Source organism: Actinoplanes sp. NPDC049802 (assembly GCF_040656595.1).
In the GTDB taxonomy this organism is placed as follows: domain Bacteria; phylum Actinomycetota; class Actinomycetes; order Mycobacteriales; family Micromonosporaceae; genus Actinoplanes.
On record NZ_JBFAMR010000011.1, the window covers coordinates 39,863 to 55,155 of the forward strand.

At 71.0% G+C, this 15,293-nt stretch carries 20 protein-coding genes; 8 read left to right on the forward strand and 12 right to left on the reverse strand.

Annotated features, from left to right (window positions below):
* Positions 1–57: 57 nt before the first annotated feature.
* Positions 58–723 carry a TrkA family potassium uptake protein gene (locus AB0I88_RS10800; RefSeq protein WP_361021071.1) on the forward strand — a complete coding sequence of 222 codons (666 nt, stop codon included), beginning with the start codon at positions 58–60 and terminating at the stop codon, positions 721–723.
* Positions 720–1,406 (forward strand): TrkA family potassium uptake protein, encoded by a 687-nt coding sequence (locus AB0I88_RS10805; protein WP_361021282.1) that lies wholly within the window; start codon positions 720–722, stop codon positions 1,404–1,406. The genes AB0I88_RS10800 and AB0I88_RS10805 overlap by 4 nt, the downstream gene beginning before the upstream one ends.
* Here AB0I88_RS10805 and AB0I88_RS10810 read toward each other — a convergent pair.
* From AB0I88_RS10810 to dut, 4 genes are all read right to left on the reverse strand, one after another.
* Positions 1,374–2,192 (reverse strand): DUF3159 domain-containing protein, encoded by an 819-nt coding sequence (locus AB0I88_RS10810; RefSeq protein WP_361021073.1) that lies wholly within the window; start codon positions 2,190–2,192, stop codon positions 1,374–1,376. The genes AB0I88_RS10805 and AB0I88_RS10810 overlap by 33 nt on opposite strands.
* Positions 2,189–2,566, reverse strand: coding sequence for an OB-fold nucleic acid binding domain-containing protein (locus AB0I88_RS10815; RefSeq protein ID WP_361021075.1), 378 nt, complete (start codon positions 2,564–2,566; stop codon positions 2,189–2,191). Before AB0I88_RS10815 ends, AB0I88_RS10810 begins: the two co-directional genes overlap by 4 nt.
* Positions 2,567–2,654: 88 nt before the next feature.
* On the reverse strand, positions 2,655–3,329 hold the full coding sequence (locus tag AB0I88_RS10820; RefSeq protein ID WP_361021077.1) for a DUF3710 domain-containing protein: 675 nt from the start codon (positions 3,327–3,329) through the stop codon (positions 2,655–2,657).
* Positions 3,330–3,358: 29 nt separating this feature from the next.
* A complete protein-coding gene (gene dut, locus AB0I88_RS10825; RefSeq protein ID WP_361021079.1) occupies positions 3,359–3,811 on the reverse strand; it encodes a dUTP diphosphatase in 453 nt (150 codons plus the stop codon).
* A gap of 93 nt (positions 3,812–3,904) precedes the next feature.
* On the opposite strand from dut, the gene AB0I88_RS10830 reads away from it, so the two are divergent.
* Complete coding sequence (locus AB0I88_RS10830; protein ID WP_361021081.1) at positions 3,905–4,405, forward strand: DUF3093 domain-containing protein; 501 nt, start codon at positions 3,905–3,907, stop codon at positions 4,403–4,405.
* Here AB0I88_RS10830 and AB0I88_RS10835 read toward each other — a convergent pair.
* Together AB0I88_RS10835 and AB0I88_RS10840 are read right to left on the reverse strand one after the other, a co-directional pair.
* Positions 4,368–5,180: a hypothetical protein gene (locus AB0I88_RS10835; RefSeq protein ID WP_361021083.1), complete on the reverse strand. Its 813-nt coding sequence runs from the start codon at positions 5,178–5,180 to the stop codon at positions 4,368–4,370. The two genes, AB0I88_RS10830 and AB0I88_RS10835, sit on opposite strands and share 38 nt — an antisense overlap.
* 144 nt (positions 5,181–5,324) lie before the next feature.
* On the reverse strand, positions 5,325–5,621 hold the full coding sequence (locus tag AB0I88_RS10840; protein ID WP_014446959.1) for a DUF4193 domain-containing protein: 297 nt from the start codon (positions 5,619–5,621) through the stop codon (positions 5,325–5,327).
* A gap of 334 nt (positions 5,622–5,955) precedes the next feature.
* On the opposite strand from AB0I88_RS10840, the gene AB0I88_RS10845 reads away from it, so the two are divergent.
* Positions 5,956–6,504, forward strand: coding sequence for a LytR C-terminal domain-containing protein (locus AB0I88_RS10845; protein ID WP_361021085.1), 549 nt, complete (start codon positions 5,956–5,958; stop codon positions 6,502–6,504).
* 4 nt (positions 6,505–6,508) lie between these two features.
* On the opposite strand, the gene AB0I88_RS10850 is transcribed toward AB0I88_RS10845, so the two are convergent.
* Positions 6,509–7,330: an inositol monophosphatase family protein gene (locus tag AB0I88_RS10850; RefSeq protein WP_361021087.1), complete on the reverse strand. Its 822-nt coding sequence runs from the start codon at positions 7,328–7,330 to the stop codon at positions 6,509–6,511.
* Positions 7,331–7,584: 254 nt separating this feature from the next.
* Here AB0I88_RS10850 and AB0I88_RS10855 point away from each other — a divergent pair, with 254 nt between their 5' ends.
* Entirely contained in the window at positions 7,585–9,162 is a 1,578-nt protein-coding gene (locus AB0I88_RS10855; RefSeq protein ID WP_361021089.1) for an RNA polymerase sigma factor, read from the forward strand.
* Positions 9,163–9,407: 245 nt separating this feature from the next.
* Positions 9,408–9,650, forward strand: a complete 243-nt coding sequence (locus tag AB0I88_RS10860; RefSeq protein WP_361021284.1) for a hypothetical protein — start codon at positions 9,408–9,410, stop codon at positions 9,648–9,650.
* Positions 9,651–9,728: 78 nt separating this feature from the next.
* On the opposite strand, the gene AB0I88_RS10865 is transcribed toward AB0I88_RS10860, so the two are convergent.
* The 5 genes from AB0I88_RS10865 to AB0I88_RS10885 all read right to left on the reverse strand — a co-directional run bounded on the left by AB0I88_RS10865 (position 9,729) and on the right by AB0I88_RS10885 (position 13,166).
* Positions 9,729–9,953, reverse strand: a complete 225-nt coding sequence (locus AB0I88_RS10865; protein ID WP_361021091.1) for a helix-turn-helix transcriptional regulator — start codon at positions 9,951–9,953, stop codon at positions 9,729–9,731.
* Positions 9,953–10,450, reverse strand: coding sequence for a hypothetical protein (locus tag AB0I88_RS10870; RefSeq protein ID WP_361021093.1), 498 nt, complete (start codon positions 10,448–10,450; stop codon positions 9,953–9,955). Before AB0I88_RS10870 ends, AB0I88_RS10865 begins: the two co-directional genes overlap by 1 nt.
* Before the next feature lie 47 nt (positions 10,451–10,497).
* A complete protein-coding gene (locus AB0I88_RS10875; protein ID WP_361021095.1) occupies positions 10,498–12,228 on the reverse strand; it encodes a DEAD/DEAH box helicase in 1,731 nt (576 codons plus the stop codon).
* A gap of 91 nt (positions 12,229–12,319) precedes the next feature.
* Complete coding sequence (locus AB0I88_RS10880) at positions 12,320–12,934, reverse strand: TRIC cation channel family protein (RefSeq protein ID WP_361021097.1); 615 nt, start codon at positions 12,932–12,934, stop codon at positions 12,320–12,322.
* A gap of 7 nt (positions 12,935–12,941) precedes the next feature.
* The gene (locus AB0I88_RS10885; protein ID WP_361021286.1) at positions 12,942–13,166 is read right to left on the reverse strand and encodes a DUF3039 domain-containing protein; all 225 of its coding nucleotides are present in this window, start codon (positions 13,164–13,166) and stop codon (positions 12,942–12,944) included.
* Between the two features lie 103 nt (positions 13,167–13,269).
* Between AB0I88_RS10885 and AB0I88_RS10890 the strand changes: the two genes are divergently transcribed.
* On the forward strand, positions 13,270–14,223 hold the full coding sequence (locus tag AB0I88_RS10890) for a pseudouridine-5'-phosphate glycosidase (RefSeq protein ID WP_361021099.1): 954 nt from the start codon (positions 13,270–13,272) through the stop codon (positions 14,221–14,223).
* A 2-nt stretch (positions 14,224–14,225) separates the two neighbouring features.
* Positions 14,226–15,110 carry a PfkB family carbohydrate kinase gene (locus AB0I88_RS10895; RefSeq protein ID WP_361021288.1) on the forward strand — a complete coding sequence of 295 codons (885 nt, stop codon included), beginning with the start codon at positions 14,226–14,228 and terminating at the stop codon, positions 15,108–15,110.
* The last annotated feature ends 183 nt before the right edge of the window (positions 15,111–15,293 follow it).

Consider the following 15,293-nt stretch of genomic DNA (forward strand, 5'->3'; position numbering starts at 1 on the left):
CGAGGCGGGTCCTGAACAAGCCTTACTGGTTGGTACTCATTCGGGAGGGCACGAACCGTGCACGTGGTCATCATGGGGTGCGGCCGGCTCGGTTCGACGCTGGCCCAGAAGCTCGACGCTCAAGGTCACCAGATCGCGGTGATCGACCGGGACGCCGACGCGTTCCGGCGGCTCGGCGACAACTTCGGCGGTGTCACGGTCAACGGCATCGGCTTCGACCGGGACGTGCTGCGCGCCGCCGGCGTCGAGCGGGCCGACGCGTTCGCCGCGGTCTCCAGCGGCGACAACTCGAACATCATCTCGGCCCGGCTGGCCCGTGAGACGTTCGGCGTCTCGCGGGTGGTGGCCCGCATCTACGACTCCCGCCGCGCGCAGGTCTACGAGCGGCTGGGCATCCCGACGATCGCGACGATCCGGTGGGCCGCCGACCGGATGTACCGGCTCCTGGTGCCCGAGGAGCGGGTCGAGGTGTTCCGCGACCCGACCAGCGTGGTCAGCATCGTGGAGACTCCGCTGCACCGGGACTGGATCGGCCGGACGGTCAAGTCGCTGGAGGACCGGACCGGCGCCCGGGTGGCGTACCTCGCCCGGTTCGGCATGGGCACCCTGGCGGTGCCGTCCACCATCCTCCAGGACGGTGACCAGGTCTACATGCTCGTCACCGACGAGACGGTCGATCAGGTGCTGGACATCGCCCAGGGCGCCGACAAGGAAGGGAACTGACCGTGCGGATCGCCATCGCCGGCGCCGGCAACGTGGGCCGGTCCATCGCCCAGGAACTGATCGGCAACGGGCACGAGGTCATGCTGATCGAGCGGCAGCCCCGGCAGCTGTGCCCGGAGCGGGTGCCGCAGGCCCGCTGGGTGCTCGCCGACGCCTGCGAGCTGACCAGCCTGGAGGACGCCGAACTGGCCGGCTGTGACGTGGTGGTCGCGGCCACCGGCGACGACAAGGCCAACCTGGTGGTGTCGCTGCTCGCCAAGACCGAGTTCGCGGTGCCCCGGGTGGTGGCCCGGGTGAACCGGGCGGAGAACGAGTGGCTCTTCAACGAACAGTGGGGCGTCGACGTCGCGGTGAGCAAGCCCCGTCTGATGGCCGCCCTGGTCGAGGAGGCGGTGACGGTCGGCGACCTGGTCCGGCTGATGACCTTCCGGCAGGGCGAGGCGAACCTGGTGGAGATCACCCTGCCGAAGAACGCGCCCTACGAGGGCCAGCCGGTCCGCTCGGTGCCGATGCCGCGGGACGCCGCCCTGGTGGCCATCCTGCGCGGCAAGCGGGTCGTGGTGCCGACCCCGGACGATCCGCTGGAGGTCGGCGATGAGCTGATCTTCGTGTGCACGGCCGAGGTGGAGGACCAGGTCCGTGCCGTGGTCCTAGGCGACGGCGGCATCCCGGCGCTGGGCTGACGTCACCCGGTGGATGGCCCAGATGGTGAAGGCGAACGTGGCGGCGTAGATCGGCCAGCTCACCAGGATGCGCACGATGCCGAGCGCGTTCGCCTTGTCCATGGCGTAGAGGACCGCCTGGATGCCGGCGCGGGTGCTGAGTGAGACCGCCCACAGCACGGTCAGCCACTGGAAGGTGCGGAACAGCCGGGCGTTGCCGAACCAGTCCTGTTTGCCCTTGTTGGCCATGATGCCCCAGGCGTACCCGATCAGGGGTTTGCGGAACGCCACCGAGACCAGCAGCACCGCGGCCTGCCCGAAGGTGAGCAGGATGCCGGGCAGGTAGAAGTCCTTGGCGTCGCCGCTGCGCCAGGCCAGCCAGGCGCCGAGCGCGATGCCGAAGAGGCCGTTGACGGCGTGCCGGACCGGCTGCCGGCGGGCCAGCCGCACCCCGCCGATGATCAGCGCCGAGCCGACCGATCCGATGATCGCCCAGAGCAGGGCGGTACGCTTCTCCAGCCCCGCCACGGACTCGCCGAGAAGCACGTTGAGCAGCACGAACGCGAGGACCGGGACGCTCGACTCGATGAGACCGCGGACACCGCCGAGCTGCTCGGCGATCTGTTCGCTCATCGACGGGAGGGGCTCCTCGTCGTCGCCGGATTTCCCGGCCGGCTTCACCTCGTGGAGATCGTGCTCCGCGATGATCTCCTCGGCGATCTTCTCCTCGGCCGATCCCAACATCTCGGAGAGCCGCTCCTCGACCGACTCGTGCGCGGCGTGGCGCGGCTCGCTTCCGGATGTCACCGGGGCGCCTCCAGCTCGTAGTAAGGGTTGTACATCACCTTGCGGTCGTCCCGGATCGCGATCCGGCCGCGCGCGGTGAGCTGCCGCCCCGGTTCGATGCCGGGGATGGACCGGCGCCCCAGGAAGACCAGCGTGACCACGTCGCTGCCGTCGTAGAGGTCGGCCTCGAGCGTCGGCAGGTTGGTGCGAGGAGTGTACGCCACCGTCCGCAGTCGTCCCGACACCGAGACGACCTGGCCACGCCGACAGTCACCCGCCGGGACGGCGCCGCACTTGGCGCTGTCCCGTTGCAACTGCCGTGCGTCCAGCTCGGAATCAGTGGCTGTCAGCCGGTCCAGGAACCGGCGGAGTCCGGTGCGCTCTTCGGTCGTCATGACTTGGCCGTCACCCTTCGTCGACGCGACGCAGTGTGCGCGTGTGCCAGATGTCCACGCTACGCCCGAAGCGCCCCGGTGATCTAGCTCATCCCGGCTGGCCGCCGTTCGCCGCCCGCTGCGCCGCGGCCTGACCCTGCTCGGCCATCTCCCGCGGCAACCGCAGCGGCAGCGGCTCGCGCACCGGGCGGGGCTCGTTGTCCCGCACCACGACCAGGCCGGACAGCACCTCACCGAGGACGCCCTCGTGCCCGGGCGCGGCGGCGGCCGCACCCTGGAACAGCGCCCGGACCATCCAGCGCGGCCCGTCCACACCGACGAACCGGACCTCCGCCGGGCCGTCCGGGGTGTTCACCCGGGCCAGCAGCTCCACGCCGTACTTTCCGTCGACCTCACGCGGGGACACCCCGTCGGCCGCCATCGCCCGGGCGATCTCCTCACGCACCTCGACCCAGATGCCCTCGGTACGCGGCGCGGCGAACACCCCCAGCTGAAGGGCACTCTCCCCGTCGACCAGGACGACCTGCTCCACGCTTCCGTCCGGGTTCGCCTGCACCCGTACCTCGACGCCCTCCAGCGCGGGGATCTGCAGGCTGCCCAGGTCGAGCCGCTGCACCCCGGCCGGGGCGTGCTTGGCGTCCCACGGGCCGAACTCGGGGGCCGGCGCCTCACCGTCGGAGGCGAGGCTCTCGGCGAGCGCCTTGGAGGGCGGCGCGTCGGCCGCGCGGACGTGCTTCGCGGCACCGCGCTTACGGGAGAACATCACTGCCAGCCTTTCCTTCTCTTCGGGGCTCAGAGGGCCTGATGGCCGCCGGTCGAACCGTGCCCGCCCGCGCCCCGCGCGGTGTCGTCGAGCGTGTCCACCTCGTGGAACACCGCCCGCTCCACCCGCTGAACGACGAGCTGGGCGATCCGGTCGCCCCGGGAGATCTTGACGGTGTTCTGCCGATCGTGGTTGATCAGATTCACCAGGATCTCGCCGCGGTAACCGGCGTCGACCGTACCGGGCGCGTTGAGGACCGTCACGCCCAGGCGCGCGGCCAGTCCGGAGCGTGGATGCACGAGGCCGACGTAGCCCTCCGGCAGAGCGATCGCCAGACCGGTGCGCACCTTGGCCCGGGCGCCTGGGGCGAGCTCGGTCTCCTCGGCCGCGAACAGGTCCGCGCCGGCGTCCCCGGGATGGGCGTAAGCCGGCACCGGCAGCTCCGGGTCGATCCGGAGAACCTGGATGTTCACGTCGGTCACGGTCGGGGTCCTCACTGGCACGGGCACTGCGGGCGGCACCTACCCTGCCATCCTGCCGCGCCCCGCCACGGAGGCGCGCCGTACCCTTCGAGGGTGACACCCGAGTCCCCGGCCCGCACGCTGGCGGCCCATCAGGAACGGCTCAGCCTCCCTTGGTGGGCGTGGCCCGCGAGCCTCGCCGGCGCCACGATCCTCGCCGTCGAGTTGTTTCTGGGCCTGCCCGAAGTGCCCGCCTGGCTGCCGTTCGCGGTGCTGCTCCCGCTCGGTGTCCTGCTGCTGCTCCCGCTGAACAGGCTGCGGATCGAGGTGACCCCGGACGAGTTCCGGGTCGACGACGCCCGGCTTCCGGTCGAGTTCATCTCCGGCGTGGTGGCCCTCGACGCGGCCGGCAAGCGGGAGGCGCTGGGCGTGGGCTCGCACCCGTTGGCCTTCGTGGTGCAGCGCGCCTGGATCGGCCCGGCGGTGCAGGTGCTCCTCGACGACCCGGCCGACCCGACCCCGTTCTGGGTGGTCAGCACCCGGCGCCCGGTCGAGCTGGCCACCGCCCTGCTCGAGGTCAGCGGTCCAGCGCGGGCCGGCCGGACGGCTCCGTGAGGCCCTTCCTCCGCAGTTCGTCGTGCACCTTGTCGCCGACCGCGCGGGTGGCCCGCCGGTTCAGGTAACTGGCGACGGCCGCGCCGGTGAGCATCGGCGCCAGCGTGGTGAGGTTGCGGCCGAATCGCTTCATCAGCGCCTTCTGCAGTTCCTTGCGCGAGGCCGTGCCGAGTACGGTGGCGACCCCGCCGCCGGGCATCATGGGATTGACCCCGCGCTGTCCCGACCAGGCCTCGATCAGTCGCCAGGCGCGCTCGCCGACGTCTCCGGTGATCGGCCGTCCGTAGAGCTCGTGGAGCTCGCCGACCAGCTTGATCTCGATGGCCACCACGGCGACCGTCTCGGTGGCCAACAGCACCGGCGCGGAGAGCAGGGCCGGAGCCGCGACCCACTCGACCGAGGCGATGCCGCCCCCGGCCGCGCCCACCCCGGCGGTGGCCCGGGCGGCGTTGCGGATCAGGCGCGTGGCCAGTTCCTCGTCGTCCATGCCGGGAAAGTGCCGGCGTAGCGTCTCGCGGTCCCGGACCGGCACGTGCGGCGCCAGGTCGGCGACGGTGTCGGCGATCCAGCGCAGCGCGGTGCTCGGCCGGAACAGCCGGCCGACACCACGACCGCGCAGCTGACCGGCCAGCCGGCCGAGCAGCCGCCGACGGCCGCCCTCTTCCAGATCGTCGGCGGTGAGGGCCGCGACGGTGCGGCCCACCTCCTCCGGCGCACGGGGCGCGACGGGCTCGATCTCGGCGCCGGGTTCGGTCGCGTGATCCGGATGGCTCATCGTCGTCCTTCCCGTGGTCGTCACCGGCGTGTTATGCCCGGTCCCACCCCAGGGTCAAACCCGGCGCCGAACCGCGACGAGAACGCCGTTTACCCGACCGCGGAGCCCGCGACCGGGTGATGACGCGACCTGCGCGCGAGTGCGTCAGGCGCACTCGCGGCAGATCAGCTCCCCGTTGCGCTCCGTCGCCAGCTGGCTCCGGTGGTGCACGAGGAAACAGCGGGAGCAGCGGAACTCGTCGGTCTGCATCGGCAGAACCTTCACGGTGAGCTCCTCGTCGGCGAGGTCGGCGCCGGGCAGCTCGAAGCTCTCCGCCACCTCGACCTCGTCGACGTCCACTGCGCCCGACTGCGAGTCGGCGCGACGGGCCTTGAGCTCCTCGAGGCTGTCCTCGCCGAGGTCGACCTCATCGCGACGCGGGGCGTCGTAGTCGGTGGCCATCGGTCTTCACTCTCCTGTATCGATGTGTCACTTTGCGTTTGTAACGCCGATGACAAGGTTTCGGTTCCCGGTTGCGCTGGACGATTTCTGACACCAGAAACAGGCCTGCCGGGCGCGGAACCTTACCCCTATCGCGGCAGGCTTGTACGCGCTCTGACGGCACATTGTTCCCGATGTGACTGAGGCGACATCAAAGTAGGGGCACCGGGCTCTGGATCATCGTCAACGCGCCGGAAGCATTCCCTGTTTCCGCGCCCCTGGCGGACAGACGCTAACCTCTCGACAGGTCCGGGCGCCTACCCCGGGTCCGCCGTCAGATCCTGGAGCATGTCCCATGAGTTTTGCGCGCGTCCGAGCGCTCGTCGTCGTCGGCGTGCTCGCCGTGGCCGCAATCGTCTTCGTCGTCGTCGCCCTCTTCCGGGACACGCAGCGAGACTCGGCGAACGGCAGCGACTGCCCCGCGGGGGCACCGCTGGCCGACATGCGGCTCCCGGACGATCCGGCCGAGATCACCGTCAAGGTGTTCAACGGGACCAACCGGGCGGGCCTGGCCGACCAGGTGACCAACGAGTTCAAGAACCGGCGCTTCACCGTCCAGGACCCGGGCAAGAGCAAGACCAAGTACGAGGGGGTCGCCGAGGTCCGTTTCGGCCCGGACGCGGCCGGCAAGGCCCAGCTCATCCGCGCGTACTTCCTGGCCCAATCCAAGATGGTCTACAACGCCAAGCGCAAGGGCGACGTCATCGACATCGTCATCGGCGACCAGTTCCAGCAGCTGGCCACCACGACCGAGGTCAACCAGTCGCTGGTCGAGGTGGGCGAGCCCACCCTTCCGCCGGGCGCCTGCGTCAAGCCGGTCGTGGCCACCAAGGACCCGGAGTAGGCCGTCACGGGCCACCCGCCGCGTCCAGCTCCACCAGGACGTCGTGCAGGGCCGGGAAGAGCGCGGGGGGCGCGGCCACCAGCATGGTCCGGCTCGCCGGTGCGCCGGCGAGCCCGGCCACGGTGAGACCGGCCTCGGCCGCGATCAGCCCGCCCGCCGCGTGGTCCCACGCGTTGAGACCCTTCTCGAAGTACGCGTCCAGCAGGCCCTCGGCGGCCATGCAGAGGTCCAGAGCCGCCGCGCCGAACCTCCGGATGTCACGCACCCGGGTGATCAGACCGGCCAGCACGGCCCCCTGATGGGCCCGTCGGCGCGCGTCGTAGCCGAACCCTGTGCCGACCAGGGACTGGTCCAGCGTGGTCCGCACCGAGCCGCTGAGCCGCCGCCCGGCCCGCCACGCCCCGCCACCCCGGGTGGCGGTCCACTCGTCGCCGGTGGCCGCGTTGACGACCACCCCGGCCACCACCTCGCCGTCCCGTTCGGCGGCCAGCGAGACCGCGTACTGGGGCAGTCCGTACAGGTAGTTCACCGTGCCGTCGATCGGGTCGAGGATCCACCGGATCGCGCCGGGGGCCACCTCCGCCGAGTCGCCGTACTCCTCGCCGAGAACGCCGTCGCCCGGCCGCTCGGCCAGCAGCGCCTCCACCACCTGCCGCTCGACCGCCTTGTCCGCCGCCGTGACGACGTCGGTGTCGGTGCTCTTGGTCTCGACGTCGCCGATCGCCTCGGCGCGCATCCGCCGGGCCGTGGCAGCCGCCTCCCGGGCCACTCGGACCGCCAGGGCCAGCAACTCGTCAGGTGCCGTTGCCACCGAAATCTCGCTCACGTTTGTGTCCTTTCCGCCGATAGCATTCTCGCGTCAGGCGTCTCTGACGAGGTCGTCGGCCCCCGGTGGCGCGCGGTGGGCGGAGGATCTCGGTAAGCGGCGCTACAATTCACCCCTGCACCCGCTTCGCGGACACCGACCACCAGGACGGTCCGTGACCCGGGGGTCCCCAAACCGACTCCGGCGACACTCGCCCCCGCGTGCTGCGCTGGACCATGGCCGTGCCCAATCTCATCGCCTCCGGAAGGTCATTCGTGACAGAAGCCCACCAGAACGGTGCCGACGTTCGCTCTCTCACCGAGGCCTTGATCACCCATGCTCAGGGTGCTGGCGGGCAACTCACCTCGGCACAGGTCGCGCACACGCTCGAGTCCGCCGCGGTCAACCCGGCGCAGGCCAAGAAGATCCTGCGGGCGCTGGTGGACGCCGGCATCACCGTCGTGGTCGACGGCTCGGCCAGCACCCGCCGGCCGAAGGTGGCGGCGGCTCGCGCCACCACCCCGGCGTCGCGGGCCACCACCGCCAAGACCGCGCCGGTGAAGAAGACGGCGCCCGCGCCGAAGCAGGCCGCGCCGGCAGCCGAGGGCGACGTCCCGGCAGCCGCGAAGAAGGCCGCTCCGGTCCGCAAGGCCACCGCCGCGGCCGCCAAGGCCACTCCGGCCCGCAAGGCCACAGCCGCCAAGGCCACCCCGGCCAAGGCCGCCAAGCCCGGCGAGGAGGGCCCCGAGGGCGAGGAGATCGACCCCGAGGAGCTCGCCGCCGAGATCGAGGACGTGGTGGTCGAGGAGCCGCCCGCCATGGTCGCCGCGGCCGCCACCGACGCCGCCAGTTCGGCCACCGACGGCGACTTCGAGTGGGACGACGAGGAGTCCGAGGCCCTCAAGCAGGCCCGCCGTGACGCGGAGCTGACCGCCTCGGCCGACTCGGTCCGCGCCTACCTCAAGCAGATCGGCAAGGTTCCGCTGCTGAACGCGGAGCAGGAGGTGGAGCTCGCCAAGCGGATCGAGGCGGGCCTCTACGCCGCCGAGCGCCTGCGGGCCGCCGAGGAGGGCGAGGAGGCGCTCGAGCGCAACTTCGAGCGTGACCTCAAGTGGATCAACCGGGACGGCGAGCGGGCGAAGAACCACCTGCTCGAGGCCAACCTGCGGCTCGTCGTGTCGCTCGCGAAGCGGTACACGGGCCGGGGCATGGCGTTCCTCGACCTGATCCAGGAGGGCAACCTCGGCCTGATCCGCGCCGTCGAGAAGTTCGACTACACCAAGGGCTACAAGTTCTCCACGTACGCCACCTGGTGGATCCGGCAGGCCATCACCCGCGCCATGGCCGACCAGGCCCGCACCATCCGCATCCCGGTGCACATGGTCGAGGTGATCAACAAACTCGGCCGGATCCAGCGCGAGCTGCTCCAGGACCTGGGCCGCGAGCCCACCCCGGAGGAGCTGGCCAAGGAGATGGACATCACGCCGGAGAAGGTGCTGGAGATCCAGCAGTACGCGCGTGAGCCCATCTCGCTGGACCAGACGATCGGTGACGAGGGCGACAGCCAGCTCGGTGACTTCATCGAGGACTCGGAGGCGGTCGTCGCGGTCGACGCGGTCTCCTTCTCGCTGCTGCAGGACCAGCTCCAGCAGGTGCTGCAGACGCTCTCCGAGCGGGAGGCGGGCGTGGTCCGGCTGCGCTTCGGCCTGACCGACGGCCAGCCGCGCACGTTGGACGAGATCGGCCAGGTCTACGGGGTGACCCGGGAGCGGATCCGGCAGATCGAGTCGAAGACCATGTCGAAGTTGCGCCATCCGTCCCGGTCGCAGGTTCTGCGCGACTACCTCGACTAGGACCTTTGGTCAACTTTGCGTGTCTGATTGGTCACCACCCGTACATCAACGGGTGGTGATCAGACCGTTGTGCAGAAGTGATCGTTGACGTGGCACCCTTGGATCACGGCACACTAGCCCGACCAACGTGTGACCTCGGTCCCCCCGGGGCACTTTGGGAAGGCAGCAACGGTGCAGGGTGTTGCACGATGTGTGAGCAGTAGCCGAGGAACATGTTCATCGGTGACGAACAGAGGAGGAAGGCGATGACCCCGACCCTCACGCCGCCGGCCGGAAGTCTGGCCGGCCCCGCAGCCGATGAACGGTGCGACCGCTGCAATGCAGCCGGGAAGCTCCGTTTGGGTCTGGCGGGTGGTGGAGAGCTGGTGTTCTGCGGCCACCACGCCAACCGGTACGCCGAAGACCTGGTGAAGATCGCGGTGCAGTACACCGCCGATCCGGAATTCACCTGGCGCGGCGCGGACAGGATGTCGAACTCCAGCAACTAGCAGCGGTCCCCTAACCGATACGTGTGACGAAGAGAGGGCGCTCCCCCTGCAGGGAGCGCCCTCTCTGCCGTACAAGCCTCACCGGCCCCACAGGTCCTCGACGGTCACGCCGAGCGCTCGGGCGACTTTGATGGCCAGGTAGACGGAGGGGGCGTAGTCGCCGGTCTCCATGGCGATGACGGTCTGCCGGCTCACCTGTATCTCGGCGGCCATGGTCTGCTGGGTCAGCCCGGCCGCTTTGCGGGCCTCACGGATCCGGGCGCCGGTGGTGCCTCCGGACTCGGCGGCCCGCACCGGGGCCATCAGTCCTCGTCCCCGACGAGGAGCGCGTCCCGGCGGCGGATGCGGTAGGTCTGCACGCCCTGGATCACCACACCGGCCGCAAGGCCGATGAGCGAGCCGATGAGGGCCGAACGCCACACGTCCGACTCCGGGTAGACGTGGTAGAGGAAACCGATCCCGAAGACCACGTAGGGCGCCCCCAGCAGCGTCGAGATGACCAGGCGCTTGCGGCTCCACACCCGGGGCGTCGTGTCGACCCGGCGGCTCTGCACGTAGGCCGAGCAGAAGGCGATCGGGACCAGGAAGACGGCGAGCAGGATGAGCAGCGGCCAGGCGGCAGGCTCCCCGACGGTCCAGACCAGCGCGGTGGCCGCCCACGGGACGATGATCGCCTGGAGCTGGAACGCGGTGGTGGTCGCCTCGTACCAGCGCAGGCGCTCACGCTCGTCACGGCCATACAGGTCACCGTCGAAGTCGAGGTTCCAGCGGACGAATCGATCCATCAGCGTCGCAGTCATGCCTCTATGATGATGTTAAGTGGACTTGACGTCAAGTCCACTTAACATCAGAACGTTTGGATCGTCGCGATCCGCTCCTCCAACTGCTCTATCGTGGCCTGCGCGCTGGGCGGCCCGCCGCAGATCCGGCGAAGCTCGGCGTGGATCTTCCCGTGCGGCAGGTTGGTCCGGTGGTGATGGGCCGCCACCAGAGTGTTCAGCTGACGGCGCAGGCTGTTGCGGCGCTCGCCGGCACTCATCGGCACCACCGGCTCGCGGACCGCGGGCTCCTGGTTCCTCGCCTCCTCCGCCTGCCGCCTCGACGCGGCCACCATCTGCTCCTGCTGCCGCTTGTTCAGCAGGGTGGTCACCTGGTCCGGCGTGAGCAGGCCGGGCAGCCCCAGGTAGTCCGCCTCCTCGGGCGTACCGGTCCGGGCCGCCATGCCGAACGACGTGCCGTCGTAGATGACCTGGTCCAGCTCCGCGGTGGCGGACAACGCCTCGAACATCTTGTCCATGTCGCCGAGAGCGTCCTCGGCCTTCTGCGCCCGCTCCAGGACGTCGTCGTCGAGGCCGTCCTTCTCCTTCGGGGCGCCCAGCACGTGGTTGCGCTGTGCCTCCATCTCACTGGCCAGCCCCAGCAGGTGCGGAACGCTGGGCAGGAACACCGTGGCGGTCTCGCCCTCCCGCCGGGCCCGCACGAACCGGCCGATCGCCTGCGCGAAATACAGCGGGGTGGAGGCGCTGGTGGCGTAGACACCGACGGCCAGACGGGGGATGTCGACGCCCTCGGACACCATCCGGACCGCGACCATCCAGCGCTTGCCCGACGCGGCGAACTCGGCGATCCGGCCGGAGGCGCCCTCGTCGTCGGAGAGCACCACGGTGGCCGCCTCGCCCGTCAGGTCGTGCAGCAGCTTCGCGTACGCCCGGGCGGCCTGCTGGTCGCTCGCGATGACCAGGCCGCCCGCGTCCGGCATGCCGTGCTCCCGGATCTTGGTGAGCCGGGCGTCGGCGGCCCGCATCACCTGCGGCATCCAGTCACCCCGGTGGTCCAGGGCGGTCCGCCAGGCCTGCGCGATCAGATCCTTGGTCATCGGCTCGCCCAGCCGGGCGGCCAGTTCGTCACCGGCGTTGGTACGCCAGCGGGTCTCCCCCGAGTACGCCATGAACAGCACCGGCCGGACGACCCGGTCCTTGAGCGCGTCGGCGTAGCCGTACACCGAGTCGGCGTGCGAGCGCTGGATGCCGTCCTGGCCGCGCTCGTAGGTCACGAACGGGATCGGGTTCTCGTCGGACCGGAACGGGGTGCCGGTCAGCAGCAGGCGGCGCTCAGCCGGCTCGAAGGCGTCCTTGACCCCGTCGCCCCAGGTTCGCGAGTCACCGGCGTGGTGGATCTCGTCCAGGATCACGAACGTACGGCGGGTCAGGGTGCGCCGCTTGTGCACGGCCGGGGCCATGCCGACCTGGGCGTAGGTGAGGACCGCCCCGTGGAAGTCCCGCGAGGAGTGCACGTCCGAGTTGCGGAACGCCGGGTCGAGCTGAATGCCGACCCGGGCGGCCGCCTGCGCCCACTGCGTCTTGAGGTGCTCGGTCGGGCAGACCACGGTGACCGCGTCACAGGTGCCGTCGACGAGCATCTCGGCCGCGATCCGCAACGCGAAGGTGGTCTTGCCGGCGCCGGGCGTCGCCACCGCCATGAAGTCCGCGGAACGGCGGCGCAGGTACGTCACCATCGCCTTACGCTGCCAGTCCCGCAACGGCGGGAAGGTCTCCAGGTTGGGCACAGGCGGACTCAAGCTCCGTTGATCCCTTCTCCATGGAAAAACCTCCGCGGTTCAAGGCGCGGAGGCGGGCTTCAGCATAACGGTGGAAAGTTGCGGAACGGGTCTACGGCACCGCCACCGGCGCCGACCAGCGACGGTAGAGGGCGATCAGCCGGACCGTCGTCATGAGGGCCGCGGAGCCTGCCAGCGGAAGCAGGCCGGTGAACTGGAGCCGGTGCAGGACGGCCACCAGCACGGCGCCGCCGAGCGCGACCACCGCGTAGATCTCCCGTTGCAGAACCGCCGGGATCTCCCCGGTGAGCAGGTCGCGGGTCAGCCCGCCGCCGATCGCTGTGAGCATCCCCACGAGGCAGGCGCCGACCTCCGGCACACCGGCGTCGAGCGCCTTGAGCGTGCCGGTCACGGTGAACAGGCCCAGCCCGGCGGCGTCCAGCACCAGCACGGCACGCCGCATCCGGTACAACGCCGGGTGCAGCCAGAAGACGGCGACCGAGGCGGCCACCGCGGTCACCGCGTAACGCCAGTCGGCGAACGCCAGCGGGGGCGCCGCGCCGATCACCAGGTCACGCAGAATGCCACCACCGAGCGCGGCCGCGAAGCCGACGAACGCGACACCGAACAGGTCGAGCCGTTTCGCGACACCGGCCGAAGCGCCCGAGGCGGCGAACACCGCCACACCGATCAGATCCGCGACGAGCAGCGCATATCCGCCCGTCACGCCCCGATCAGGCCTTCATGGCTTCGTAGATCTCCTTGCACTGCGGGCAGACCGGCGACCCGGGCTTCGGCACCTTGGTCACCGGGAAGGTCTCTCCACAGAGGGCGACCACGTAGGTGCCCATGACCGCGCTCTCGGCGATCTTCTCCTTGCGGACGTAGTGGAACATCTCCGGCCCGGTGTCGGCGTCACGGGTCTCCGGACGCTCCAGGATCTGGGTGCTCACGGTTATCTGCCCTTCAAGAAATCAGCGAAGCCTCAGCCGCCAAGTCTGACACCTCACGCCTGGTCGGTCCAACGACAACGCAGGGGGCCCGGCCCGTACGGTTACCAGCGTGACAACTGACTTCGCGATTCGATACGGCGCGCACGTGACCCGTGCCCGCCGGGACGGCCGGCCGGTGGTGGCACTGGAGAGCACCATCATCTCGCACGGCCTACCGCACCCCGACAACATCCGGGTGGCCCGGGAGATCGAACAGGCTGTCGAGGACAACGGCGCGGTCCCGGCCACGATCGGCATGATCGACGGCGAGGTGATCGTCGGGCTGGAGGACGCCCAGGTCGAGCGGCTCGCGTCAGCGGACTCGGTGGCCAAGCTGTCGGTGCGCGACCTGGCCATCGCGGCCGCCCGGCGCGCCGACGGGGCGACCACCGTGGCTGCCACCAGCGCGATCGCCGCGGCCGCCGGCATCGGCGTGTTCGCCACCGGCGGCCTCGGCGGGGTGCACCGGGAGGCGAACCTCACGTACGACGAGTCGGCCGACCTCACCGCGCTCGCCCGTACCCCGATCGTGGTGGTCTGTGCCGGGGTGAAGTCGATCCTCGACGTGGGCGCCACCCTGGAGCGGCTGGAGACGCTGGGCGTGTCGGTGGCCGGGTTCCAGACCCGGCGGTTCCCCGGTTTCTTCATCACCGACGGCGGCTTCGACCTCGACTGGCAGCTCGACTCGCCGGAGCAGGTGGCCGACTTCATCCGGGCCCGGGACGGGCAGGGCGTCACCGAGGGCGCCCTGGTGCTGGCCAACCCGCTGCCCGCCGAGGAGCAGCTGGACCCGGCGCTGCACGACCGCACGCTGGCGACCGGCCTGAACCTGCTGGCCGAGCAGAACATCACCGGCAAGGCGGTCACGCCGTTCCTGCTGGGCCACTTCCACTCCAGCACCGAGGGAAAGAGCCTGGCGGTCAACGTCCAGATCATCCTGCGCAACGCCGCGCTCGCCGCGCGGATCGCGGTGGCGGCCACCAGCGGGTCGGCCGCGCCGGTCGGATTCGCCGTCCCGGCGTGACCATGATCATCGTCGTCGGCGACCTGGTCACCGACGTCCTGGTCGAGCATCACGGGCCCATCCGGGCCGGCTCTGACACGGACGCGGCGATCCGGGTCGCCGGGGGCGGCCAAGCCGCCAACACGGCCGCCTGGCTGGCCCACGCCGGGCGGGCGGTCACCCTGGTCGCGGCGGTCGGCGCCGACCGGGCCGGCCGGGAGCGGATGGCCGAACTGGAGGCGGCCGGGGTGTCCTGTGCCGTGCGTGTCCATCCGGATGTCGCCACCGGCAGTGTGGTGGTGCTCACCGGAGCCGCCGAGCGCACCATGATCACCGACCGGGGCGCGTCGCTGCTGCTCGACCCGGAACACGTCACCGCGGCGGTCGCCGCCGTGCCGGCCTGCGGCCACCTGCACCTCTCCGGCTACCCCCTGCTGCACGGCGGGTCGCGCCCGGCGGGACTCGCGGCCCTCGCCGCCGCTGCCCGGGCAGGGCTCACGGTGAGCGTCGACGCGGCCTCGGCCGGCCCGTTGCGCGACGTCGGGGCCGATGTCTTCCTCGCTTGGGTACGGGGAAGCGACCTGCTCCTGTGCAACTCCGACGAGGCCGAGGTGCTCGCCGGGCCGGGCAGCGCCGCCGAGCAGGCGGAACGGCTCGCCGGGCAGGTACGCAACGTGGTCGTCAAGCGCGGCGCGGGCGGGGCGCTCTGGCACGGACCGGAGGGCGTGTTCACGGTGGCCGGCGAGGCGGCGCCGGTGAAGGACCCCACCGGTGCGGGCGACGCCTTCGCGGCGGGACTCCTCGCGGCCTGGTGCTCCGGTGCCGGGCCGGAGGCGTCGCTACGGGCGGGGAACGCGCTGGGGGCGACCGCGGTGGCCGGCGTCGGCGCCCGGCCGGCACTCGGGTGAACGGCCGGCACTCCGGTGAACGGCCGGCACTCCGGTGAACGGCCGGCACTCCGGTGAACGGCCGGCAGGGACGGGCTGCGGGCGGGGCTGTGCCGGGCCTACCCTGCCGGTCGGCCCGCCTCTTTCGGCGACCGGGCCGCGCTCACGGCGTACCGCTGAGGGGTTGGTGGCGAGATCGAAGCG